General features: G+C 71.8%; 19 protein-coding genes. 4 read left to right on the forward strand and 15 right to left on the reverse strand.

The features are described 5' to 3' along the window. Positions 1-62 precede the first annotated feature (62 nt). From dacB to FHY03_RS21325, 9 genes are all read right to left on the reverse strand, one after another. Positions 63-1,442 carry a D-alanyl-D-alanine carboxypeptidase/D-alanyl-D-alanine-endopeptidase gene (gene dacB, locus FHY03_RS09540; protein WP_183930469.1) on the reverse strand — a complete coding sequence of 460 codons (1,380 nt, stop codon included), beginning with the start codon at positions 1,440-1,442 and terminating at the stop codon, positions 63-65. Next, a complete protein-coding gene (locus tag FHY03_RS09545) occupies positions 1,439-2,323 on the reverse strand; it encodes a LysR family transcriptional regulator (protein ID WP_132908869.1) in 885 nt (294 codons plus the stop codon). The genes dacB and FHY03_RS09545 overlap by 4 nt, the downstream gene beginning before the upstream one ends. An 11-nt stretch (positions 2,324-2,334) precedes the next feature. Beyond that, positions 2,335-3,570, reverse strand: coding sequence for a dicarboxylate/amino acid:cation symporter (locus FHY03_RS09550; RefSeq protein WP_183922865.1), 1,236 nt, complete (start codon positions 3,568-3,570; stop codon positions 2,335-2,337). Between the two features lie 69 nt (positions 3,571-3,639). Then, positions 3,640-4,629: an N-acetyl-D-Glu racemase DgcA gene (dgcA, locus tag FHY03_RS09555; protein ID WP_183922863.1), complete on the reverse strand. Its 990-nt coding sequence runs from the start codon at positions 4,627-4,629 to the stop codon at positions 3,640-3,642. Continuing rightward, positions 4,614-5,624: an N-acetyltransferase DgcN gene (dgcN, locus tag FHY03_RS09560; RefSeq protein ID WP_183930471.1), complete on the reverse strand. Its 1,011-nt coding sequence runs from the start codon at positions 5,622-5,624 to the stop codon at positions 4,614-4,616. The genes dgcA and dgcN overlap by 16 nt, the downstream gene beginning before the upstream one ends. Positions 5,625-5,747: 123 nt before the next feature. After that, positions 5,748-6,653, reverse strand: coding sequence for a flagellar motor protein MotB (locus tag FHY03_RS09565; RefSeq protein ID WP_183922859.1), 906 nt, complete (start codon positions 6,651-6,653; stop codon positions 5,748-5,750). Between the two features lie 19 nt (positions 6,654-6,672). Further along, the gene (motA, locus tag FHY03_RS09570) at positions 6,673-7,536 is read right to left on the reverse strand and encodes a flagellar motor stator protein MotA (protein WP_183922857.1); all 864 of its coding nucleotides are present in this window, start codon (positions 7,534-7,536) and stop codon (positions 6,673-6,675) included. Positions 7,537-7,688: 152 nt separating this feature from the next. After that, positions 7,689-8,036: an ATP-dependent Clp protease adapter ClpS gene (clpS, locus tag FHY03_RS09575; protein WP_183922855.1), complete on the reverse strand. Its 348-nt coding sequence runs from the start codon at positions 8,034-8,036 to the stop codon at positions 7,689-7,691. Between the two features lie 170 nt (positions 8,037-8,206). After that, positions 8,207-8,902, reverse strand: a complete 696-nt coding sequence (locus FHY03_RS21325) for a phasin family protein (protein WP_183930473.1) — start codon at positions 8,900-8,902, stop codon at positions 8,207-8,209. 166 nt (positions 8,903-9,068) lie between these two features. On the opposite strand from FHY03_RS21325, the gene FHY03_RS09585 reads away from it, so the two are divergent. Then, positions 9,069-10,583, forward strand: a complete 1,515-nt coding sequence (locus FHY03_RS09585) for a DHA2 family efflux MFS transporter permease subunit (RefSeq protein ID WP_183930475.1) — start codon at positions 9,069-9,071, stop codon at positions 10,581-10,583. 255 nt (positions 10,584-10,838) lie between these two features. Here the strand turns inward: FHY03_RS09585 and FHY03_RS09590 are convergent, their stop codons facing one another. After that, positions 10,839-11,912, reverse strand: a complete 1,074-nt coding sequence (locus FHY03_RS09590; protein ID WP_221190116.1) for an NAD-dependent epimerase/dehydratase family protein — start codon at positions 11,910-11,912, stop codon at positions 10,839-10,841. Between the two features lie 155 nt (positions 11,913-12,067). Between FHY03_RS09590 and clpB the strand changes: the two genes are divergently transcribed. Next, positions 12,068-14,647 (forward strand): ATP-dependent chaperone ClpB, encoded by a 2,580-nt coding sequence (clpB, locus tag FHY03_RS09595; RefSeq protein WP_183930477.1) that lies wholly within the window; start codon positions 12,068-12,070, stop codon positions 14,645-14,647. 172 nt (positions 14,648-14,819) lie between these two features. Here the strand turns inward: clpB and FHY03_RS09600 are convergent, their stop codons facing one another. Beyond that, positions 14,820-15,596, reverse strand: coding sequence for a glycosyltransferase family 2 protein (locus FHY03_RS09600; protein ID WP_183922847.1), 777 nt, complete (start codon positions 15,594-15,596; stop codon positions 14,820-14,822). Further along, positions 15,596-16,654 (reverse strand): glycosyltransferase family 4 protein, encoded by a 1,059-nt coding sequence (locus tag FHY03_RS09605; RefSeq protein WP_183930479.1) that lies wholly within the window; start codon positions 16,652-16,654, stop codon positions 15,596-15,598. Before FHY03_RS09605 ends, FHY03_RS09600 begins: the two co-directional genes overlap by 1 nt. A 56-nt stretch (positions 16,655-16,710) precedes the next feature. Here FHY03_RS09605 and FHY03_RS09610 point away from each other — a divergent pair, with 56 nt between their 5' ends. Together FHY03_RS09610 and FHY03_RS09615 are read left to right on the forward strand one after the other, a co-directional pair. Next, positions 16,711-17,520, forward strand: coding sequence for a glycosyltransferase family A protein (locus FHY03_RS09610; protein WP_183930481.1), 810 nt, complete (start codon positions 16,711-16,713; stop codon positions 17,518-17,520). A gap of 56 nt (positions 17,521-17,576) precedes the next feature. Further along, positions 17,577-18,497: a hypothetical protein gene (locus FHY03_RS09615; protein WP_183930483.1), complete on the forward strand. Its 921-nt coding sequence runs from the start codon at positions 17,577-17,579 to the stop codon at positions 18,495-18,497. Between the two features lie 19 nt (positions 18,498-18,516). Here the strand turns inward: FHY03_RS09615 and FHY03_RS09620 are convergent, their stop codons facing one another. From FHY03_RS09620 to FHY03_RS09630, 3 genes are all read right to left on the reverse strand, one after another. Continuing rightward, a complete protein-coding gene (locus FHY03_RS09620; protein WP_183930485.1) occupies positions 18,517-19,956 on the reverse strand; it encodes an efflux transporter outer membrane subunit in 1,440 nt (479 codons plus the stop codon). A gap of 254 nt (positions 19,957-20,210) precedes the next feature. Next, positions 20,211-21,359 (reverse strand): HlyD family secretion protein, encoded by a 1,149-nt coding sequence (locus FHY03_RS09625; RefSeq protein WP_183930487.1) that lies wholly within the window; start codon positions 21,357-21,359, stop codon positions 20,211-20,213. After that, complete coding sequence (locus FHY03_RS09630; RefSeq protein WP_183930489.1) at positions 21,356-23,008, reverse strand: MFS transporter; 1,653 nt, start codon at positions 23,006-23,008, stop codon at positions 21,356-21,358. Before FHY03_RS09630 ends, FHY03_RS09625 begins: the two co-directional genes overlap by 4 nt. Positions 23,009-23,187: the final 179 nt, after the last annotated feature.

The following is a 23,187-nucleotide window of genomic DNA, read 5'->3' on the forward strand; positions in this document are numbered from 1 at the left end:
GCGAAAGTGTGCCAGCGCCCGCGTGAAGGTGTAACCGACTGTCGCGCCGGCACGCGCTCCGTTCAGTTTCGCGCCGCGATCTCCACCAGCGCGCGATCGATCGCGCGCGTCGCCGAGGCGTCGTCGGCCATGTCGTTGGCGAGCGCGGAGAAGATCAGCGTCCGCCCGCTCGCCGCGACGATGAAGCCGGAGAGCGCATTGGCCGCGTTGAGCGATCCCGTCTTGGCGAACACCTTACCTGCCAGCGGCGTGCCCGCGAAACGCCGCGCCAGCGTGCCGTCGACCGCGCCGACCGGCAGCGTGTCGCGGAACGCCGCGCCCCAGGGCTGCGCCTGCGTCCAGCGCAGCAGCGCCACCGCCGCGCGCGGGGTGATCCGGTCGTAATTGGACATGCCCGAGCCGTCGGCGAACTCGGCCGCGGCGCGCGCCACGCCGGCGCGGTCGAGCAAGGCGCGCACCGCGGCATGCCCGTCCGCCACCGAGCCGCTGCCGCGCACCGCGCCGACGCGGCGCAGCAGCAGCTCGGCGTGGAGGTTCTGGCTCGCCTTCATCGTCGCGCGCAGGTCCTCGGCGAGCGGCGGCGGTGTCAGCCGCGCGAGCACGGTGGGTTCGGACACTCGCGCGACGGGCGCGCCGCCGCGTCGTGCCGGATCGTCGGCGTCGGAGAGCGGACGATGCCGCACCACCACGCGCCCGGTGACGCGCACCCCTGCCGCACGCAGGAGCGCCGCGAGCCGCCACGCCGCGCGGTGCGCCGGATCGTCGACCGCGACCGACAGCGTCGTCGGCGCACCCGCGGGAACGGTGCCGACGACGCGGAGCAGGTCGCTGCCCGGCAGGCGGGTCGCGCCGAACGACGCCCGCGCACCGCCCGTGACGACGCGCGACTCGACTCGATAGTAACCGTCGCCGCTCACCGTCGCGGCGGCGCCGTCGCGCGCGCCCGGCGTCACCGTCACCGCGACGACATCGTCGTCCACCGTCAGCGCCGAGATCGCGGTGCCGTAGCGCCCCGCCATGTTGTTCCAGCTCATTCCCGCGGGCCAGCGCTCGTCCGGGAAGGCAGTGTCGTCGCCGATCACGTCATGCACGACGCGGGTGCGCGCCGCGACCGCCCGCGCCAAGTCGGCGAGGCAGTCGACGCGGCAGTCGGGTGCGCTCGACAACCGCGCGTCGCCGTGCCCCGCCAGCACGACGTCGTGCCCCTCGAGCCGGACCGTCGCGCCGCCCGCCATGTCGGGCGCAGCGGTGTCGAGCGTGGTGAAGGCCGCGGCGGCGGTGAAGAGCTTGGCGTTGGAGGCGGGGACGAAGCGCTCGTCGGCGCGCTCGGCGACCAGCTCGCGCCCGTCGGCGTCGACCACCAGCAGCCCCAGTCGCGTCCCCGGCGGCAGCTCGCCGGGTGCGGCGGCGAGCAGCGCCAGCGCGAGCAAAGCACGCCTCATCGCCCCTCGATCACGTCGGACAACAGCGCGAGAAACTCGCCCGCCAGTGCGCTGGGCGGTCGGTCGAGCAGGTGGATGGCATGGACGTCAAAGGTCAGCGGCGGCTTGAGCGAGCGCGTCGCCAGCCCCGGTTGCATGGCGGCGTCGGCGGTGAAATTGTCCACCACGGTCAGCCCCACGCCCGCGCGCACCAGCGCGGCGGCGATGTAGAAGGTGCGCGCGGAGGCGATGTCGTCGAGCTCAAGCCCGAGCCGCTCGAGCTCGTCGGTGAACAGCCGACCGATCGGCCCGCTCGCCGCCAGCGTGATGAAGGGATGGCCCGCGATCCGCGCCAGCTCGATCCGCGGCGGCGCGGCGGGCAGGTCGTGCTCGCGGTACAGCACCACCAGTTCGCCCTCGCCGAGCCAGCTCTGACCCAGCGGCGCGCCGCGCGGCACCTCGTTGGCGATCGCGATATCGCACTCGCGCTCGTAGAGCTTGCGCAGCAGGTCGTCGTGGTGGACGGTCTGGAGGTCGAAGCGCGCGCGCGGGTGGCGGCGCAGGAAGCGCGCCACCGCGATCGGCAGCACGCCCAGCGCGAGGCTCGGCAGCGCCGAGATCCGCAGCGTCGTCCCCGCGCCGGCGCGCAGGTTGCGCCCCGCCTCGCGCAACGCGCGGACGCGGTCCTGGATCTCCGCCACGTCACCGAACAACGCGTGCGCGTCCTCGGTCGGCACCAGCCGGCCGCTGACCCGCTGGAACAGCTCAAAGCCGAGCAGCGACTCGGCGTGGCGCAGCGTCTTCGACACCGACGGCTGCGACACCGCCAGCGCGCGCGCCGCGGCACTGACCGAGCCGTTGACATAGACCGCGTGGAAGATCTCGATATGCCGCAGATTCATCGACATGCCGTCTAGCCCGCGGGGGGCGGCGCGGCCAGCGCGGCGCGTTCCTCGGCGCGCGCGACCAAGGCGGTGACGGTGAGATTGGCCGAGGCGGAGGGCACCGTGCGCGTCATGTCGAGCAGCCGGTCGAACGGCAGCACCAGCCCGACCACCAGCGCGGTCTGCTCCGCGCTCACCCCTACCGCGGAGAGCATCGCGGCGAGCATGAACAATGACGCCGACGGCACCGGCGCGGTGCCGAAGGCGGCGAGCGCGCCGGTCAGCCACATCACGACCAGCATCGTCGTGTCGGGCACCACGCCGAGCGACTGGAGCGCGAACTGGCCGAGCAGCCCGACGTAGAGCGCGGTGCCGTCCTTGCCGACGCTCGCGCCGAGCGGCAGCACCGTGCCCGCGATCGCGCGCTCGATCCCGAGCCGGTCGGTGGCCACACGCAGCGCCACCGGCAGTGTGGCGGAGGAGGAGGCGGTGGAGAAAGCGACGACCAGCGCGTCGGCGCTGCCGCGGAAGAAGCGCGCCACGCCGCGCCGGGCGACGAGGCGGAGCAGCGCGGCGTGGACGGCGATCTGCACCAGCGAGCCGAGCACCACCGCGAGCGCGAGCCAGCCGACATGGACGAACACCGCCGCCCCGCCGCTCGCCACCGCATTGGCGACCAGCGCGGCGACACCGAAGGGGGTCAGCTCCATCACCCCGCGCACGACCTGGAGCAGCACCGCGGCGAGCCCCTGGAGCAAGGCGGTCACCGGCCGCCCCGCGTCGCCCGCGACGACGCTGCCGGTGCCGAGCAGCACCGCGACGAGGATGATCGCGAGCATGTCGCCGCGCGCCAGCGCCTCGACGATGTTGGTCGGCACGATCGCGAGCAGCTGCTCGGCCGGCGTCGGCGGCATGCCGAGCGCGTGCGGCGCCACACCGGCGAAACGCACACCCGCGCCGGGCCGCAGCAGCAGCCCGCAGGCCATGCCGAGCGCGACCGCCACCAGCGTCGTGACGGCGAACCAGCCGACGGCACGACCGCCGATCGGCCCGAGCCGACGCGGGTCGCCGAGCGCGGCGATCCCCGCGGCGATGGTGACGAGCACGACGGGCACCACGAGCATGCGGATGAGCCGCACGAACAGCTCGCCGACCAGCCGGATCGCGGCGGCGCCCTCGGGCCAGAGCGCGCCGAGCAGCACGCCGAGCGCCAGGCCGCCTAGGACGCGCTGCCACAGCGGGACGGCGAACCAGCGCGCGGTCATGGGCGAGGCTGGTCGGAAGCGCGTGCGACGCTCACGCGCGCGGGCGCTCTCGATCCCGGCCGCCGCTCCTCACGCGCCACCCCAGAACCCCGCCGCTGGCGGCGACAGGAGGCCGTCGGAGTCGCTCACCCCGTCGGGATAGTCCTTCGCCAGCCACAAGGGTCCGTCCAGGTCGACGAAGGCCGCGTCGCCGGCGAGCAGCAGCGCGGGCGCGATCCCAAGCGACGAGCATACCATGCAGCCCACCATCAGCCCGAAGCCGCGCGCCTCGGCCGCACGCGCCAGCGCCAGCGCGGCGGTGAGCCCCCCCGCCTTGTCGAGCTTGACGTTGACGTGGGTGTAGCGGCCGGCGAGCCGATCGAGATCGTCGATCGTGTGCAGCGACTCGTCGGCGCACACCGGCACGCTCGGCCGCCGCGCGGACAATGCCTCGTCCTCCCCCGCGGGGAGCGGCTGCTCGAGCAGGTCGACGCGCTGGGCCACCAGGAAGGCGTCGAGCCCGGCGAGGTCGGCGGCGCCCCAGCTCTCGTTGGGGTCGACGATCAGCCGCGCGTCGGGCGCGGCGGCGCGCACCGCGGCGATCTGCGCCTCGGGCGCGGCGCGGTCGACCTTGACCTTGAGCAGCGGCGCGCGCGCGTGCCGCGCCGCCACCGCCGCCATCGCCGCGGGTTCGTCGATCGCGATCGTGATCGCCGAGGCGACCGGCGCCGCCGTCGCGACCCCGGCGAGTGCCGCCACGCTGCTGCCCGCGACGCGCGCCTCCAGGTCCCACAGAGCGGCGTCGAGCGCGTTGCGCGCCGCGCCGGGCGGCAGCGTACGAGTCAGTTCGTCGCGGCCCGCACCGCCTTCTACCAGCGGCGCCGCCCGGGCCAGCGCGGCGAGCGAGTCCGCGATCGTCTCGCCGTAGCGCGCGTAGGGAACGCCCTCACCGCGGCCCACGTGCGCGCCCTGCGTCACCGTCACCGTCACCACCTCGGCCGCGTTCTTGCTGCCGCGCGCGATGCGGAACGGCGCGCGCAGCCGGTAGGAGTCGTGGCGGGCGGTCAGGGTGCGAAACATGCGAGCATCTCGTCGGCGATCGGCGAAGCGCCGAGACGATAGGGGTCGGTGCACGGCAAGGCCAGCCGCGCGGCAATGTCTTCGCAGAGCCGCTGCGCCGCCGCCTCGTCGAGCGCCGCAGTGTTGAGTGCGACCCCGACCGCGCGCACGTCAGGGCTGGTCAGCCGCGCCACCGCGAGATTGGCGGCGAGACACTCCTCGAGCGCCGGCAGCGCATAATGCGGCAGGCCGCGCATGTGCGCGCGCGACGGATCGTGACACAGCAGCAGCGCGGCGGGCTGCGCGCCGTGGAGCAGCCCGGTCGACACGCCGGCGAACGACGGGTGGAACAGCGAGCCCTGGCCCTCGATCAGGTCCCAGCCGTCGTCCGCGCGCGCGGGCGCCAGCGCCTCGATCGCGCCGCTGATGAAGTCCGCCACCACCGCGTCGACCGGCACGCCCTCACCCGCGATCAGGATGCCGGTCTGGCCGGTGGCGCGGAAGTCGGCCGTGATACCGCGCGCGCGCAGCTCGTCGCGCAGGCAGAGCGTGGCGTACATCTTGCCGACCGAGCAGTCGGTGCCAACGGTGAGCAGCCGCTTGCCGGCGCGGCGCTTGCCGTCGCCGACGCGCAGGTCGCGCGGCGGATCGCGCACGTCGTGCAGCTCGACCCTCGCCGCCGCCGCCGCCGCGACCAGCCGCGGGTGATCCCGCAGCCGCTGGTGGAGCCCCGCGGCGACGTGCAGCCCCGCCGCGATCGCGGCGAGCGCGTCCTCGATCAGCTCGGGCGCGAGCGTGCCGCCGGCATTTGCGATGCCCAGCACCAGCGTGCGCGCGCCCGCCGCACGGGCCGCTGCCGGGTCGAGCCGCGGCAGGCCGAGCGTCAGCGGGCAGTCGTCGTGGCGCCACTCGCCGACGCAATCGTCGCGGCGAAAGGCGGCGAGCCCGCGCGAGGTCTTGATCCCGACGGCGTCGTCGGAATGGCCGAGGTACAGCAGATAGGGGGCGGGGATCATCGCGCACCTGCTCGCGGGAAGGGAGCAGCGAGCCTAGCGGCGCCGTGCCGCGCCGCCAGTGTCGTGCGCGGCGCGGCCCATAACGCGCGGCTATGCGGCGAATCGGATACGCCCTCGCGCGCCTCAGTCGCCGAAGGTGCCGGCCCGATACAGCAAGGTGATCGCGACACGCCGGTTGCGCGGGTCCTGCGGGTTGTCCGCCACCATCGGCTCGCGATCGGCCACGCCCTCGATCCGGTTGAAACGTGCCTCAGGCAGCCCCGCCAGCGCGAGCCGGCGACGCGTCGCCTCGGCGCGACCCGATGACAGCATCCAGTTGTTCATCGCGCGCGGATCGCCCCAGGCGAGGCTGTCGGTATGACCGCGGATCATGATCGGGTTGGGCATGTCCTTGATGCCGCGCGCCACCAGCCCGATCAGCTCGGCCGCCTCGGGCTCGAGCGTGGTCGTGCCGAGCGCGAACATCGAGTAATCGGCGTCGTCGACCAGATCGATGCGCAGCCCCTGCGGCGTCATCGTGAAGCGGATGTGCTTGGCCAGCCGCGCCAGCTCCTTGGTCTCCGCGATGCGCTTCATCACCTCGTCGCGCAGCTTGGCGAAGTTCTTGGCATCCTCCTTGGTCGCCTGTGCGGCGCTGCGCAGCGAACCCTTCGGGCCGAAGCCCTTCACCTCGGCGTTCTGCGGCGTCGAGGTGACGATCGCCACCGCGCGGATGTCCGACATGCCCGCCTTGGGGCCCATCTTCATCTTGGAGGTGAGCGACTCGCCGCCGAACAGCCCGTTGCCGCCGATGCCGACGCGCTTCTTGTCGATCAGCGTCGGCGCGAAATAGTCGGCGATGCCCTTGCGCTGCTTCTCGGTGGTGGCGCCGAGCAGCCACAGCAGCAGGAAGAAGGCCATCATCGCGGTGACGAAATCGGCGTAGGCGACCTTCCACGCGCCGCCGTGGTGGCCACCGCCGCCCTCGATGTAGATCTTCTTGTAGATGATCTTCGGCGGGACGTTCGCGCCGTGCGGGGCCTTGGCCATGGCTCAGTCGCTCCCCGCCTTACTTGCCGCGCAGGCCGTCGAACACCTCGGCGAAGCCGGGCTGGTTCTTGTGGTCGATCCCTGAGCGCGCCGCCTCGATCACCAGCGGCTGCGGGTGGCCGTGCAGCGAGGCGATGATGATCTGCTTGACGACATGGTAGATCGCGCCGTCCGCCGCGATCACCTGCTGGAGCCGGCTGGCGAGCGGGTTGACGATGCCATAGGCCAGCAGCACGCCCATGAAGGTGCCGACCAGCGCCGAGCCGATCATCCCGCCGAGCACCGACGGCGGCTTGTCGATCGAGCCCATCGTCTTCACGATGCCGAGCACCGCGGCGACGATGCCGAGCGCCGGCAGCGCGTCGGCGAGGCTCTGCAGCGTATGGTGCGGGCCCTCGACCTCGTGGTGATGGGTCTTGATGGCGTTGTCCATCACGTCCTCGACCGCGTGGACGTCGAGCGTGCCCGACGACACCACGACCAGGCGCAGCGTGTCGGCGATCAGATTGACCAGCGTGTGGTCCTTGAGCAGCTTGGGATATTCCGCGAACACCGCCGACGACTTCGGGTCCTCGACGTGCGGCTCGAGCGCGATCGGGCCTTCCATGCGCAGCATCTTCATCAGCTTGGAGACGAGGAAGATGACGTCGAGATAGTCCTGCTTCTTGTACTTGGGACCCTTGAAGACCTTGGCGATCCCGCCGCCCATGGCCTTGAGCTCCTTGCCCGAGTTGCCGATGATCAGCGCGCCGGCGGCGGCACCGCCGATGATCAGCATCTCGTGCGGGATCGCCTCGAACACGGGGCCGAGCGCACCGCCGGTGATGGCGAAACCGCCGAACACCATGCCGAGAAGGATAACCAGGCCGATACCCGCGAACATGCGATTCCCCGAAGACAGCTAATGTCTGAGGTCGCTGGTTAACCGTGCAGCGGTGGAGAAGTGGTTACCATGCCAGCGCTTCGCGGCAGAGCGAGGGTCAGCGTGGCCGCGGAGACACGGGATGATGCGACCGGAGAAGCGAGGCTAATCGCTCAGGCCTTCTCGAGCGTGCACTGCAGCGGGTGCTGGTTCTGCCGGGCGAAATCGATCACCTGGCTGACCTTGGTCTCGGCGACCTCGTAGCTGAACACGCCGCAGACGCCGACGCCCTTCTGGTGGACGTGGAGCATCACCTGGGTGGCCTGCTCGGTCGACATGCGGAAGAAGCGTTGCAGGCAGAGAACGACGAACTCCATCGGCGTGTAATCGTCGTTGAGCATCAGCACGCGATAGGGCGTGGGCTTCTTGGTGCGCGCGCGCGTGCGAGTCGCGACGCCGAGACCGGTCCCGCCGTTCTCCGGGTCATTGTCCTCACCCACCATGCGCGGGTCGACCGTCATCGAAGAATCATGCTGCTGCATCGCCACGCGGCGGGATATGGCATCGACTCGGGCGAGGGCAAGCCCGCGGCGCAGGGAATCGCCGCCGCGGAGGTGACAGCCGAACGCGACCGGGCGGCCGCGTCGCCGCGACCGCCCGTCCGTACCGCTGAACGCGGGATCGTGCCGTGTCAGGCGACCGATTTGATCTTCTCGGCCGCGAGCGCGAAGCGGTTCTGCAGCGGCTTGGCGACGTCGCCCGCCAGCTTCAGCGTCGCCTCGGTCGAGCGCGAGGCCTCCTTGACCATCGCGTCGAACGCGCCGCGCCAGTAATCGGCCTGGAGCTGCATCAGCTCGGTCGGCGACTTCACCGAGGCGAAGGACTGGACCGTGGTGGCGGTGCTGTCGAAGCGCTCGCGCACGAACGCCGCGGCCTCATGACCCATCGCCTCGAGGCCCTGCGCCACGATCCGGCCCGACTCGAGCATCGCCTCGACGTTGCCCTTGCCGAAATCGGCCATGTCCTCGGCTACCTTGCGGCCCTTCTCGAAGGTCGAGCGGGCCTGCTCGCCCGTCTTGGCGAACGCCGAGCGGGTCTCTTCCTGTGCCTTGTCGGCGAACGACGTCATCGTGTCGGTCATCTCGCGTTCCTTCGCTGCGATCGGGGCCGCGGCTTCTGCCGGCGGCATCGGGCCGGCGGTCTGCTCCACCGGCGGCTGGGGCTGACCGGCGGTGTCGTCCGCCGGCAGGGTGGCCGCGTCGACCAGCGCCGGCGCGGATGACGCCGCCACGGCGAGCGCCGGTGCAGCCGTCGAGGAAGCCGCCGCGGCGGCAGGCTGGGAGCGCTTGGGCGCGCGCACGCGCCGGGCCGACGATGTCTCCGCCACGGCAGTCTCCGTCGCGGATGGGGTCTCATCCACCATCAGGATCGCTCCTCTTGTTGCGCTGCACAATAGTGTCGATCGTCACGACAATCAAGGATTTTGTGCGATGCGGCAGTGTCGGCGTCGATGCGGTTGATCGCGGCGGCAGCGAGGCGCACTAGCGTCCGCGATGAACCTCCTGCCACCGCTGCTCCGCCCACGCCGCCGCGGCATCGCCTCGGTCAACTCGGAGGTACGCGACGGCATCGTCCCGGCCGGCGACTCGGTGGCGACCACCGCCGACCATGACGGCGGCGAGCCGCACAACCCGCGCTACCGCACCGTCGCGCTGATCATCGCCTGCGCGATGTTCATGGAGAATCTCGACGCCACCGTGCTCGCCACCGCGCTGCCGACGATGGCGCGCGACTTCGCGGTGCGCGCGCCCGAGATGAGCGTCGCGCTCACCTCCTACCTCGTCGCGCTGGCGATGTTCATCCCCGCCTCGGGCATGGTGGCGGACCGGTTCGGCGCCAAGAACGTGTTCCGCGCCGCGATCGCCGTGTTCGTGCTCGGCTCGCTCGCCTGCGGGCTCGCGCCGACGCTGACGACGATGGCGCTGGCGCGCTTCGCGCAGGGGATCGGCGGCGCGATGATGATGCCGGTGGGGCGGCTGGTGCTGCTACGCTCGGTGGCGAAGCGCGACATGGTGTCGGCGATGTCGTGGCTGATCATGCCCGCGCTGATCGGCCCCATCATCGGCCCGCCGGTGGGCGGCTTCATCGTCGATTATCTCGACTGGCGCTGGATCTTCTGGCTCAACCTGCCGATCGGCGTCATCGGCATCCTGCTGGTCGGGCGCTTCATCGTCGACGTGCGCGAGCCCGCGGTGCATCGTTTCGACTGGCCGGGGTTCGTGCTCTCCGCGGTGGCGCTCGGCTGCCTGTTGTTCGGCTTCGAGCTGGCCAGCCGTCAGGGCGAGGGTTCGCTCGCCGCGACGCTGATCGCGGTCGGCGCGGGCGCGGCGTGGCTCTACTGGCGCCACGCGCGGCGGACGGACCATCCGATCCTCGACCTCTCGCTGATGCGCGTGCCGACCTTCCGCCTGTCGGTACTGGGCGGCTCGCTGACGCGGATCACCCAGGGCGCGCAGCCGTTCCTGCTGCCGCTGCTGCTGCAGCTCGCCTTCGGGCTAAGCGCGGCGCAGAGCGGCTCGATGACGCTCGCCACCGCGATCGGCTCGTTCGGGATGAAGGGCGTGGCGCCGCGGCTGCTGCGCCGCTTCGGCTTTCGCACCAGCCTCGTCTGCCTGGGGCTGCTCGCCACCGCCAGCTACGCCCTGTGCGGGCTGTTCCGCCCGGACTGGCCCCTGCCCGCGCTCTTCGCGGTGATGCTGGTATCGGGCTTCCTGATGTCGTTCCAGTTCACCGCCTACAACACGATCGCCTATGACGAGATCGCGAAGGAGCGGATGAGCGCGGCGACCAGCTTCTACTCGACCTTTCAGCAGCTGATGCTGTCGCTCGGCATCTGCGCGGGAGCGACCGCGCTGCACGTCTCGATGGCGGCGGCCGGGCGGACGCGGCCCGACTTCCCGGACTTCACCGCGGCCTTCTGGACGGTGACCGCAATCTCGTTCTGCGCGCTGTTCGTGAACCTGCGCTTCGATCCGAAAGCGGGGGCGGAGATCAGCGGGCGGAGGTGATGGGAGCGGTGCGCCGACCATCCCGAACCACCCCGGCGAACGCCGAGGTCTAGCTGGGATAGCGGTCGTGAGATCCACCTACCTCCCCCACCGGGACCACGGCGTCCGCTGGGCTGGTGCCTGGGGAAGCATCAGCATCTCGCCTTGCTTCCGGCGGCGGCTCACCAGCCTCAAGGCATGACCGTCAGTCCCACCGCCCTTATTCCACCTGGGCCCCGGCCTTCGCCGGGGAACAGAAGAGAAGCGGCGACCTCTTCACATGTCCGGCTCGATGCCCCGCTCCAGCCGCCCGCGCGCGTAACCCAAGCCCCGCCTGATGCCGTCGTCGAGCGCGATCGTCGGCCGCCAGCCCAGCTCGTCGCGGATGCGCGACGAGTCGCTGTAGCGCTCCGCCACGCCGACCGGCTTGCCGGTCGTGCCGATCACCGGCGCGTCATAGCCTTCGATCGCCACCATCCGCGCGGCGAGGTCGAGGAAGCGCGTCGGCGTGCCGGTGCCGATGTTGAACGCGCGCGCGTCGCTCACGCCGCGGCACACCAGCACGCAGGCGTCGCAGGCGTCGTCGATATGGACGAAGTCGCGCGTCTGCTCGCCCGAGCCCCAGACGCGGACCGGGTCGCGCCGCGCCGCCACCCGCAGCGCGATCGCGGGGAAGGGATAGACCACGTCCTGGTCCTCGCCATAGCCCGAGAACGGACGGACCACGCCGACGCTCAGCCCGTATTTCTCGTGCGCGATGCGGCCGAGATATTCGCCGGTCAGCTTGCTCCAGCCATAGGTGTAATCGGGCAGGCCGAGCCGCTTGTCGAAGGAGATGTCGTCCTCGCGCAGCGCGCGGCTCTCGCCGGCCTCTTGCAGGTCGATCGGATAGGCCGCGCTCGACGAGGCGTAAAGAATCCGCTCGGGACGCGCTTTCTTGGCCGCCCAGAGGAAGAAGCTGCTGTCGACCGCCAGGTCGATGCCGACCGCGAGCGGGTCGTTGTCGATCACGTTGCGCCCGCCGACCACCGAGGCGAGATGGTAGATCTCGTCGAAGCGCGGCAGCGGCGCGAGCCCGAGCGGCGGCGTCATCCCCAGCTCGGCCTGCGCCACCGCGACGAAATCGGCGCGGATCAGCCGCACCTGCTGGTCGAGCCCGACCAGCTCGTGGCGCTGCACCCCGCCCTCCTCGCCGAGCGCGCGGAGCCGCGGCACCTCCCACTCGGCCGGCGGCTTGCCGGTGGAGAGATCGTCGATGATCCACAGCTCATGCCCGCCCTCGCGCGCGAGCCGCGCGACCAGGTGCCGGCCGACGAAGCCGCAGCCGCCGGTCATGAGGATACGCGCCACGATGGTCTCCCGAGCTGTCGTTCACCACCCCGGCCGTTACCGGGATGGCAGCGATGTGGGGCGGACGTGCCACCCCGGCCCAGCTCCCGCAACCCACCCCCTTGTGTTGCCTGAAAGCCACACCATCTCTCGGGAAAGAACAACAGGGCGTCACGATGAACCTCGAGAAATTCACTGACCGCGCCAAGGGCTTCCTCCAGTCGGCGCAGACCGTCGCGATCCGCATGAGCCACCAGCAGATCGCGCCCGAACATCTCCTCAAGGCCTTGCTCGAGGACGAGCAGGGCATGGCCGCCGGCCTGATCAAGGCTGCCGGCGGCGACGCGCGCCGCGCGGTTGCCGAGACCGACCTCGCGCTGTCCAAGCTGCCGTCGGTCTCCGGCCCGGGGGCGCAGTCCTCGCCCGGCCTCTCCAACGACGCGGTGCGCGTGCTCGACCAGGCCGAGCAGATCGCGCAGAAGGCGGGCGACAGCTATGTCACCGTCGAGCGGCTGCTCGTCGCGCTGGCGCTGAGCCTCAACACCGCCGCGGGCAAGGCGCTCCAGGCCGCGGGAGCGAAACCCGAGGCGCTCAACCAGGCGATCAACGGCTTGCGCGGCGGCCGCACCGCCGACACCGCCGGCGCCGAGGACCGCTACGACGCGCTCAAGAAGTTCGCGCGCGACCTCACCGAGGCGGCGCGCGCGGGCAAGCTCGACCCCGTGATCGGGCGCGACGAGGAGATCCGCCGCACCATCCAGGTGCTCGCGCGCCGCACCAAGAACAACCCGGTGCTGATCGGCGAGCCCGGTGTCGGCAAGACCGCGATCGTGGAGGGGCTCGCACTGCGCATCGCCAACGGCGACGTGCCCGACGGGCTCAAGGACAAGACGCTGATGGCGCTCGACATGGGGTCGCTGATCGCGGGCGCGAAATATCGCGGCGAGTTCGAAGAGCGTCTCAAGGGCGTGATCGACGAGGTCAAGGCGGCCGAGGGCGCGATCATCCTCTTCATCGACGAGATGCACACGCTGATCGGCGCGGGCAAGTCCGAGGGCGCGATGGACGCGGGCAACCTGCTCAAGCCCGCGCTCGCGCGCGGCGAGCTCCACTGCGTCGGTGCCACCACGCTCGACGAATATCGCAAGCACGTCGAGAAGGACCCGGCGCTCCAGCGACGCTTCCAGCCCGTCTTCGTCGGCGAGCCCACGGTCGAGGACACGATCTCGATCCTGCGCGGGCTCAAGGAGAAATACGAGCTGCACCACGGCGTGCGCATCACCGACGGCGCGCTGGTCTCGGCGGCGACCCTGTCGAACCGCTACATCACCGATCGCTTCCTGCCCGACAAGGCGATCGACCTGATGGACGAGGCCGCCAGCCGCATCCGCATGGAGGTGGAGAGCAAGCCCGAGGAGATCGAGTCGCTCGATCGCCGCATCCTGCGGCTCAAGATCGAGCGCGAGGGGCTCAAGCGCGAGACCGACGCCGCCAGCCTCGACCGGCTCGAGACGCTGGAGGACGAGCTCGCCAACCTCGAGCAGCAGTCGGCCGAGCTGACCGCGCGCTGGCAGGCCGAGAAGGACAAGATCGCGGGCGAGGCCAAGCTCAAGGAACAGCTCGACGCCGCGCGGCTCGAGCTGGAGCAGGCGCAGCGCCAGGGCGATCTCGCCAAGGCGGGCGAGCTCTCCTACGGGCGCATCCCCGCGCTCGAGAAGCAGCTCGCCGAGGCGGCCGGGGCCACGCAAGGCGCGATGCTGCGCGAGGAGGTCACCGCCGACGACATCGCCGGCGTGGTCAGCCGCTGGACCGGCGTGCCGGTCGATCGCATGCTCGAGGGCGAGCGCGAGAAGCTGCTGCGCATGGAGGAGGTGCTCGGGAAGCGCGTGATCGGCCAGGCCGAGGCGGTTCGCGCGGTCTCGACCGCGGTCCGGCGCGCGCGCGCCGGCCTGCAGGACCCGAACCGGCCGCTCGGCTCGTTCCTGTTCCTCGGGCCGACCGGCGTCGGCAAGACCGAGCTGACCAAGGCGCTCGCCGAGTTCCTGTTCGACGATCCCAGCGCGATGGTGCGGATCGACATGAGCGAGTTCATGGAGAAGCACGCGGTGGCGCGGCTGATCGGCGCGCCGCCGGGCTATGTCGGCTATGAGGAGGGTGGCGTGCTCACCGAGGCGGTGCGGCGCCGGCCCTATCAGGTGGTGCTGTTCGACGAGGTGGAGAAGGCGCACGGCGACGTGTTCAACGTGCTGCTCCAGGTGCTCGACGACGGGCGGCTGACCGACGGGCAGGGCCGCACGGTCGACTTCTCGAACACGCTGATCATCCTCACCTCGAACCTCGGCAGCCAGTATCTGGCGAACCTCGACGAGGGCCAGGCGGTCGAGGCGGTCGAGCCGCAGGTGATGGAGGTGGTGCGCGCGCACTTCCGGCCCGAGTTCCTCAACCGGCTCGACGAGGTGATCCTGTTCCACCGGCTGGGCCAGGCGCACATGGGGCCGATCGTCGACATCCAGGTGGCCCGCGTCGGCAAGCTGCTGGCGGAGCGCAAGGTGGCGCTCGAGCTCACCGACGCGGCGCGGGCGTGGCTCGGGCGGGTCGGCTACGACCCGGTGTACGGCGCGCGCCCGCTCAAGCGCGCGGTGCAGCGCCACCTCCAGGATCCGCTCGCCGAGCTGATCCTGCGCGGCGAGGTCAAGGACGGCGCGACGGTGCGGGTCGACGAAGGCGACGGCAGGCTGGTGCTCGAGGTGGCGTGAGAGGCTGAGCCGGTCCTTGAGAGAAGGCGCAGATCCTCCCCGCTCGCGGGGAGGGGGACCGCCGCGCGTCAGCGCGGTGGTGGAGAGGGCTCTCCGCTCACGAACCGGCTCGTTCGCGAGGAGCCCCCTCCGTCAGCGCTACGCGCTGCCACCTCCCCGCGAGCGGGGAGGATCAGGGTGTGCCATCCTCCCACGTCTTCTCGCGCAGGTTGAGGTGGCTCAGCTTCCGTCGCGCCAGGCGCGGACCTAAGAAGCGGTAGAAATACCAGTCCTTCGCCGCCGCCGGGGTGAGATGGTAGAGCAGCCGCTCCGCCAGCGTCCAGCGCACGCGGCGGCGGTCGCCGCGGCGATCCGAGGGTATGCACCACAGGTCGTACGGATAGACCACGCGTCCCTGCTGCACCACGCGCTGCATGATCTCGTGGTCCATCAGCACATAGGGCCAGTGGCGCTCGGCATAGCCGCCGGCCGTGAGCAACGCGGCGGTGCGGAAGGTCTGGCCGAAGCCGCCGGTGTGGGTCTGCTTGGGCCACAGCCGGCTCACGATCTGGTTGTGCCGCCGCTTGCGGCGCGCCTTCGCCGGCTCGAGCGGCACGTCGGTCGCCATCGCGGCGACCACGCGCGGATCGGCGTGCAGCGCGGCCTCCGCCGTCGCGAGATAGTGCGGCGGGTAGAAGGTGTCGGCGTCGCCGAACGCGACGAACTCGGTGGTGATCGCCGTCATCGCGCGCTCCAGCGCCACGATCTTGCCCGGCCGCGGCTCGCTGAGATGGACGAGCTCGATGCCGTCACTCGCGAAGGCGCGCGCGATCGCCGCCGAGGCGTCGGTCGAGCCGTTGTCCACCAGCACCAGCCGGAACGGCCGGAGCGTCTGCGCCGCCAGACTGGCGAGCGTGTCGGCGAGATACGCTTCCTCGTTGTAGTAGGCGATCACGAAGGTCCAGCGCATCAGCGCGCCTCCGCCAGCCGCAGCAGCGTGCGGCACACCGGGGCGCTCGAGCGCGGCCCGTGGGTCGCCAGCACGTGCGCGCGCGCCGCCCTCCCCATCTCCGCCATGCGCCGTTCGTCGCGCAGCAGCGCCGCCACCAGCGGGCGATAGTCGCGCTCGGTCACCCGCAGCCCGCAGTCGTCGGGCAGCACGTCGGCGCCGATCCGGTCGGCGAAGGCCACCACCGGCCGCGCGCACGCCATCGCCTCCGGGATGGCGCGCGGGAAATAGTCGCGCCGCCCGGCGTGGAAGAACAATCCGGTCTGCGCCAGCAGGTCGGGGATGCGCGCGTGCGGCACGTGGCCGAGCCAGTCGATCGCAGGGTAGCGCCGCTTCATCACCGTCTCCTGCGGCCCCCCGCCCGCGACCGCGACGCGATGCTGGCGCGACAGCGCCCCCACCTCGGCGAAGCTCTTCCACCGCGTCACCCGGCTGACCGAGAACAGGTCCCAGGCGCGCTCGGCCGCCTGGGGCCGGAACAGCTCGGTGTCGATCGTCTTGGGCAGCCGCTCCATCCGCTCGCGCGGGATCGCGCGGCGCAGCCAGCCGCCCGCGGCCAGCGCCTCCTCCTGCACCGCGCTCTCGGTCAGCAGCAGGCTGGCGTGCGGCACCAGCCGGCTCCAATAATCGCCGCCGACGATCAACGCGAAGCGCCGCCGGTCGGGGCGAAGCGCGCGATCGTAGAGGCGATAGCCCGCGCCGCCGTTGGTGCCGATCAGAACGAACAGATCCGCCGGATCCGCGCGCGCCGCCGCCACCATCGCGTCGCTGTAATGATCGCGCGACTTCGCCCCGCCGCCGCTGCGCGCGAAGAGCCGGATCGTGTAGGGCAGCCCGATCGGCGCCGCCGGGCGATGCTCGGCGGTCGCCTCGGCCACGCCCCACAACTCGACATCCACCCCCATCGCGGCTAACAGCGCGGGCATCCGACGGTCGCGATTGTCCCATCGCAGCCACTCCGCCGGATCGGCGACGCCGTGGTAGGTCGGATAGGTGAGGACGAAGATGATGCGTGTCATGGGCCCGGGTCGCACGCCCGTACCAGCGCCGACGCGCGCTGCCTAGGTTGAGGCCCGTGAACGATTTTCCTTTTGCCGCCCGCCCCGTCGACCGGCCCTTCGACGACACTGGCCCGCGCGTCTCCTGCCTGATGGTCACCGCCGACCGTCGCCGCCTCACCGAACGCTCGGTCGACTGTTTCCTGGCGCAGACCTATCCCAACCGCGAGCTGGTGATCGTCGACGATGGCAGCGAGGACTATGCCCCGATCCTCGCGCGCGTGCCGGCCGACCGGCTGATCCACCACCGCCTCCCCAAGAACCCGGCGACGACGCTGGGCGAGCTGCGCAACCTCTCGCTCGATCTCGCGCGCGGCGCGCTGATGGCGCATTGGGACGACGACGATTGGTTCGCGCCGCAGCGGCTGGCGCGCTCGGTCGAGACGCTCGGCGACAAGGCCGCGGTATGGGCCGAGGCGACGCTGATGCATCTCGACGATCCCGCCTGGCTCGATCGACCCTATCTCAGCTGGTTCAAGGGCGGCGCGCCGAGCACGATCGTCCACCGCCGCCGCGACGACATCCGCTACCCCAAGGAGCGCAAGGGCGAGGACAGCACCTTCCGCGACGCCTGGCTTCGGCTCGGCACCGCGCTGATCCCGCGCGCCGAGGCGCATCTGCTGATCCGCTGCTTCCACGGCAGCAACACTTGGGACCGCGGCCACTTCGAGCGGCGGCTGGCGCTGCGCCCGGCGCAGATCGTCGAGTGGAAGCTGCGCCAGTGGACCGGCACCACCGCGGGCTATTCCGCCTTCCGGCTGACGGCCGAGCAGCGCGCCGCGTTCGACACCTATGTCGCGCAGTCGCGCGCGTTGGGGCTGTTTTGAGCGAGACGGACGCGCCGCCCGCCAGCGGGTGGCGGGCGTGGGGCGAGCGACCGTGGGTGCGCCGCCTTGGCTGGGTCGCACGGTTGCTGTTCTTCGCCGGCATGGTCACCTGGATGGTGCTCAAGGTGAACGCGATCGGCTGGAGTCAGGTCGCCCGCTCGCTGCCGACCAACCCGCTCTTCTACCTGCTGTTCGTCGTCACCTTCCTGGTGCTGCCCGCGTCCGAGATCGCGGTGTTCCGCACCATCTTCGCGCGCCCGCTGCCCGGCGCCTTCCCAGTACTGGTGCGCAAGCGCATCCTCAACAGCGCGCTGGTCGGTTACTCCGGCGAGCTCTACCTGTTCGTGTGGCTGCGGCGAGTCATCGGGCTGCGCAGCAAGACGATCGCGATCGGGCTCAAGGACAATGCGATCCTCTCGGCGGTGTCGTCGGGGCTGGTGACACTGCTGCTGCTGCTCGGCTTCGCCGCGGCGGGCAACGGGCGGCGCATCGCGGCGTGGCTCGACCCCGGCCCGGCGCTGCTGATCGCGGGCGGCGTCGGCGCGGTGTTCCTCGCGCCGCTGCTGTTCCGCCTGCGGCGCCAGCTGATCGCGATGCCGCTGGCGCTCGCCGCGCGCGTGCTGGCGATCCACGTCGCGCGGATCGCGGGCGTGGTGCTGCTCCAGGCGACGCAATGGGCCGTGGTGCTGCCGCAGGAGCCGTGGAGCGTGTGGCTGGTGTTCCTCACCGCGCAGATGGTGATCTCGCGGCTGCCGATCGTGCCCAATCGCGACCTGCTGTTCCTCAGCGCCGCGCTGGAGATGAGCGGCACGATCAACGGCCCGCGCGAGGCAATGGCGGGGCTGCTGCTCGCCGGCGGCGCGCTGACGCAGGGGAGCAACCTGGTCTTCTATCTGCTGACCGCGCTGTGGAAGCAGCCGGAGGTGGAGAGCCGCGAGGCGCTGGCGGCGGAGGAAGAGGAGGAGCGGACGGCCTAGCTCGCCGCGCCTGCCGTCGTCAGCGCCCCACCGCCGCCACCTCCGCCGGCGTCCAGCCGCCGCCCATCGCCTGGTACAAAGCGACATAGCTCGTCAGCCGGTCGGCGCGCGCCTGCACCAGCGATAGCTCGGTGGTGAGCAGGGTGCGCTGCGCGTCGAGCTGCTCCAGATACGCCGAATAGCCGGCGCGATAACGGTTGGTCGCATTCTCCAGCGCGCCGCGCGACGCTGCCGCCTGCGCCGCCAACGCGTCGGCCTGCTCTCCCGTGCGGCGCACCCCGACGAGCGAATCGTCCACCTCGCGGAACGCCACCAGCGCGGCGCGGCGATAGCCATAAGCAGCTTGGTCGCGCCGCGCGGTGGCGATGCGCTCCTGCGCGCGCAGCCGCCCGCCGTCGAAGATCGGCCCCAGCACACTCGCGCCGAGCGAGAAGATCACCTCGGGCTGCGCCAGCGCGGTCGAGAGGACGAGGTTGCCCGCGCCGGTCAACGACAGGTTGGGCAGCATCGCGGCGCGCTGGCTGTCGAGCGTGCGATCCGCCGCCACCAGCGTCTGCTCGGCCTGGTAGAGGTCGGGGCGGCGGCGCAGCAGCTGAGCGGGCAGCCCGCCCGGCAGCGGCGGCGTCGCAAGCTGGTCGAGCGCCAGCCCGCGCGCCACCGCGCGCGGCGAGTCGCCGGTGAGCAGCGCCAGGGCATTCTCCTGCCGCCCGATCGCCAGCTCGGCGGCAGGGACAAGCTGCTGCGTGCCCGCATATTCCGCCTGCGCCTGGCGGTACTCGAGCCGCGAGGCATAGCCGGTCTCGTACCGCCGCCGCGCGATCCGCAGCGCCTCGGCGCGCGCCGCCAGCGTCTCGCGCGCGATCGCCAGCCGCTGGTCGAGCGCGCGCAGCGTGACATAGCCCGAGGCGGCGGTGGCGGCGGTGGCGAGCCGCACCGTGTCGCGCGCCGCCGCGGTGGCGAGCAGCTGCGCGCGCGCGGCGCGGCTCGCCTGGCGCAGCCGCCCGAACAGGTCGAGATCGTAGCTGAGCTGGACGCCGGGCTGCACCGCGGTCGAGCGCGCGGTGGTGCCGAGCGCGCTGATCGACTGGCCCTGCGTCTCGGGCACGGTGCCGCCGAGCTGCGGCGTGAGCTGCGCGCGCGCGAGCGCCTCCGCCGCGCGCGCCTCCTCCACCCGCGCGGCGGCGGCGAGCACGTCGAGATTGTTCGCCAGCGCGCGCTCGACCAGCGCGGTAAGCACCGGGTCGCCGAAGCCCTGCCACCACGCCGCGTTCACCGTCGACGCGTCGGGCGCGGTCAGCGCGCTGCGCCACGCCGGCGGCGACGTGACGGTGGCGTCGGGCGGGGCGGCACGGCGCGGACCGGGCAGCGCGCAGTCGGCGAGGAGGAGCGGGAGGAGCAGCGCGCGGACGACGCTACGGGGGGATAGGCTGTATGCGGCTTGCCCCGCCCCCGTCGTCATCCCGGGCTCGACCGGGGATTCATGCCGCGGCGCGCGGTTGCACTGCCTCTCCTCCATCCTGCCGTCATCCCGGACCTGGTCCGGGATCCACCGGTCCGCGCGATCGCCGGCCGCCGAGTGCGCGGGACCGTGGATCCCGGACCACGTCCGGGATGACGGTGGAGCGCAAGGTGACGGCGGCGCCCAGCGACCAGCACCAACGCCCCCGCCATCGTCGGCCACGTCCGCACCGTCCTTATTCGGGCCACCGCCCCTCATCGCGGCGCCGGCGTGCCGGCGGTGTCAACGCGCGCCTGCACCGACATGCCCGGGCGCAGCCGCGCTGCCAGCACCTGCCCCGAATCGATCCGGATCCGCACCGCGATCCGCTGCGGCACCTTGGTGAAATTGCCCGTGGCATTGTCCGACTTGAGCACCGCGAACTCGCTCCCCGCCGCGGGCGAGATGCGCTCCACCCGGCCGGACAGCCGCGCATTGGCGAGCGCGTCGACGGTGAAGCTGGCACGCTGGCCCACCGCGATGCGCGCGGTCTGCGCCTCCTTGTAGTTGGCGATCACCCAGGTCTCCGCGGGCACCAGGAACATCAGCTGCGAGCCCGCGGTGACGTACTGGCCGACGCGCACCCCGACCTCGCTCAGCCGCCCCGCCTCGGGCGCGCGGATCACGGTGTTGGCCAGGTCGATCCGCGCCAGCCGCAGCGCCGCCTGCGCGCCCGACACGCCCGCCTCCTGCCCGCCGCGGCCGACCGCGACGGTGCGGATGTCCTGTCGCGCGATCTCGCGCGCGGCCTGCGCCTGCTGGAGCTGCGCCTGTGCCTGGCGCAGCGTGGCGAGCGTCTGGTCACGCTCGCGCAAGCTCACCGAGCCGTCGGTGACGAGGTCGTTGACGCGGTTCATGTCGGCCTGGGCGCGGAGCAGCTGCGCGCGCGCGTTGGCCAGCGCCGCCTCCTGCCCGCCGAAGCTCGCCTCGCGGCTGGCCGCGGCCTGGACGCTGTTGGCCAGCGTCGCCCGCGCGTTCTCGACCTGCGCCTGTGCCTGGTCGACGCGCTGCGCGTAGATGCGCTGGTCGACCACCACCAGCGGCTGTCCGGCGCGGACCGACTCGAAGTCGCGCACCAGCACCTGCGTGACATAGCCCGATACCTGCGGCGCGATCACCGTGGTACGGCCGCGGACATAGGCGTTGTCCGTCGACTCATAGTCGCTGGTGAACGGCCACATCCGCCACGCCGCGAGCACGGCCAGCACGCCCGCGACCGCGAGCAGCGTGATCAGCAGCGTCGCGGTGCGCGACAGCCGCGGCGGGCGCCAGCCCGAGCCCGACGGCACGGCCGCGGCAGGTGCCTCGGCGGCGCGCTCCTCCGTGACGGGGCTGGCAGCGACGGGCGAGCGGGGGTCGGTCATGCGATACTCACGCGGCGCGCGCGCCACTCGCGGCGCAGCAGGAGAAAGAGAAGGTACAGGAAGGTCAGCGCGGCGAGGACCGCGATCAGCCGGAACATGTCGTCATAAGCGAGGACGTTCGCCTCGCGCGTCGCCGCCTGCGCGAGCAGCGCGCCGCCCTCGGCCGAGCGCAGCCCCGTATCGCCGACCACGCGCGCCACCCCGCTTGCCCCGGCGGCGAGCCGCGCCTGGACTTGGGGGTCGGTCGGGTCGACCAACTGCACCAGTGCGGCGCTGTTCGCCTTCTCGCGGACGATCTGATAGGTGCCGAGGATCGCCGCTCCGGCCAGGCCGCCGATCGAGTTGAGCACGCCGAACAGCGCGATGAAGCTGATCACGTGCCCGGTCCCTTCCTTCAGCGCGCGGGTCATGCCGAACAGCAGCGATGGGCCGAGGAAGAAGGCGCCCGCGAAGGCGATCACCGCCTGGGTGAGGTACAGCTGCGGCGCGCGCGTCAGGCTGGTTGAGGAGGAATCGACCCAGGCCGCCACCGCCACCAGCCCGATCGCGAGCATCACCGGATGCGCCAATCGCTCGACGTCGAGCGTCACTGCGCTGACGATGAAGCCGGCCGCGGTGGCGAGGAAGATGATCGTGAAAAACGTTCCCAGCTGGTCGTTGTTCTGCCCCAGCACGGTGAGCAGCCCGACCGCGCCATAGGTCTGTTCGGACAGCACGATCCGCGCCATCAGCGTGACCACCGCGAAGCGCAGGATATCGGCGCTGCCGAGCCAGCGCGTGTTGATCAGCGGGTTGGCGCGGTGGTGCTCGATGACCAGCGCGGCGGCGAGCATCGGGATCGCGGCGAGCAGCGCCCAGCCGATCCAGCGCGCCTCGGTCCACCACACGTAGCGGCCCAGCCCGAGCACCGCGGCAAACAGCGCCATCGCCCCGGCGTAGAGCGCGAAGGTGACGAAATCGAGCTTCTCGAACGCGGGCTGACGCGTCGTTGGCGGCAGGCGGAACACCGTCACCGCGGCGAGGCTCAGCGCGGCGAGCCCGAGCTCGAACAGGTACAGCGTGCGCCATTGGCTCATCGCCAGCAGCTCGGGCGAGAACAGCCGCGCCAGCGGCGTCGCGCACTGCGGCGCGCCGATGCCGAGCACGATCGCGCGCAGCCGCCACTTCGCCGGGACCGCCTGCATGAAATAATACAGCGCGAAGGTGGAGAGCGGCGCCGCCGCCAGCCCGCTCGCCGCGCGCACCGCGATCGCCGAGGCGAAGCCGTGGACGAACAGGTGCGCGAAGGTAACCGCGACATAGATGCCGATGAACAGCATCGCGAACGGGCGGAGCCCGAACTGCTGGCGGAACTTGATCAGCAGCAGGTTGATGCTGACGTTGGTCATCACATAGACCGTCGGCAGCCAGGCGATCTCGGACGGGTCGAGCCCCAGCGCGCCCGCCAGCGTCGTCGTGTTGGCCGCCACCAGCGCATTGCCGAACCCCCCGGTGAGCCCCACCAGCATGCCGACCAGCGCATAGGTCAGCCGGCGGCGCAGCGGGTGCTCGGGCGAGCCGGGCGAGCCGGGCATCGCCGGGCGCTCGTGCGGGGCGAACTCCCAGCGTTCCTCGCTCACGAAGTCGCGCAGCCGCGTCAGCACCGCCATGGCGTCGTCCCGTGCACCCCCTTCACGGCCTGTGGCCGGCCGATGACGGGTAGGACGCATCGGGCGCCGGCAAGTTCATCCGAGGCGAAGACCTTGCTCCACTCTGTCCGTGATCCCGGACGTGTTCCGGGATGACGGCAGAAGAGGCGCGGACGGACCTGACCGCCGCCCGCGGCGCG

Source organism: Sphingomonas sp. BK345 (assembly GCF_014193845.1).
Lineage (GTDB): Bacteria > Pseudomonadota > Alphaproteobacteria > Sphingomonadales > Sphingomonadaceae > Sphingomonas.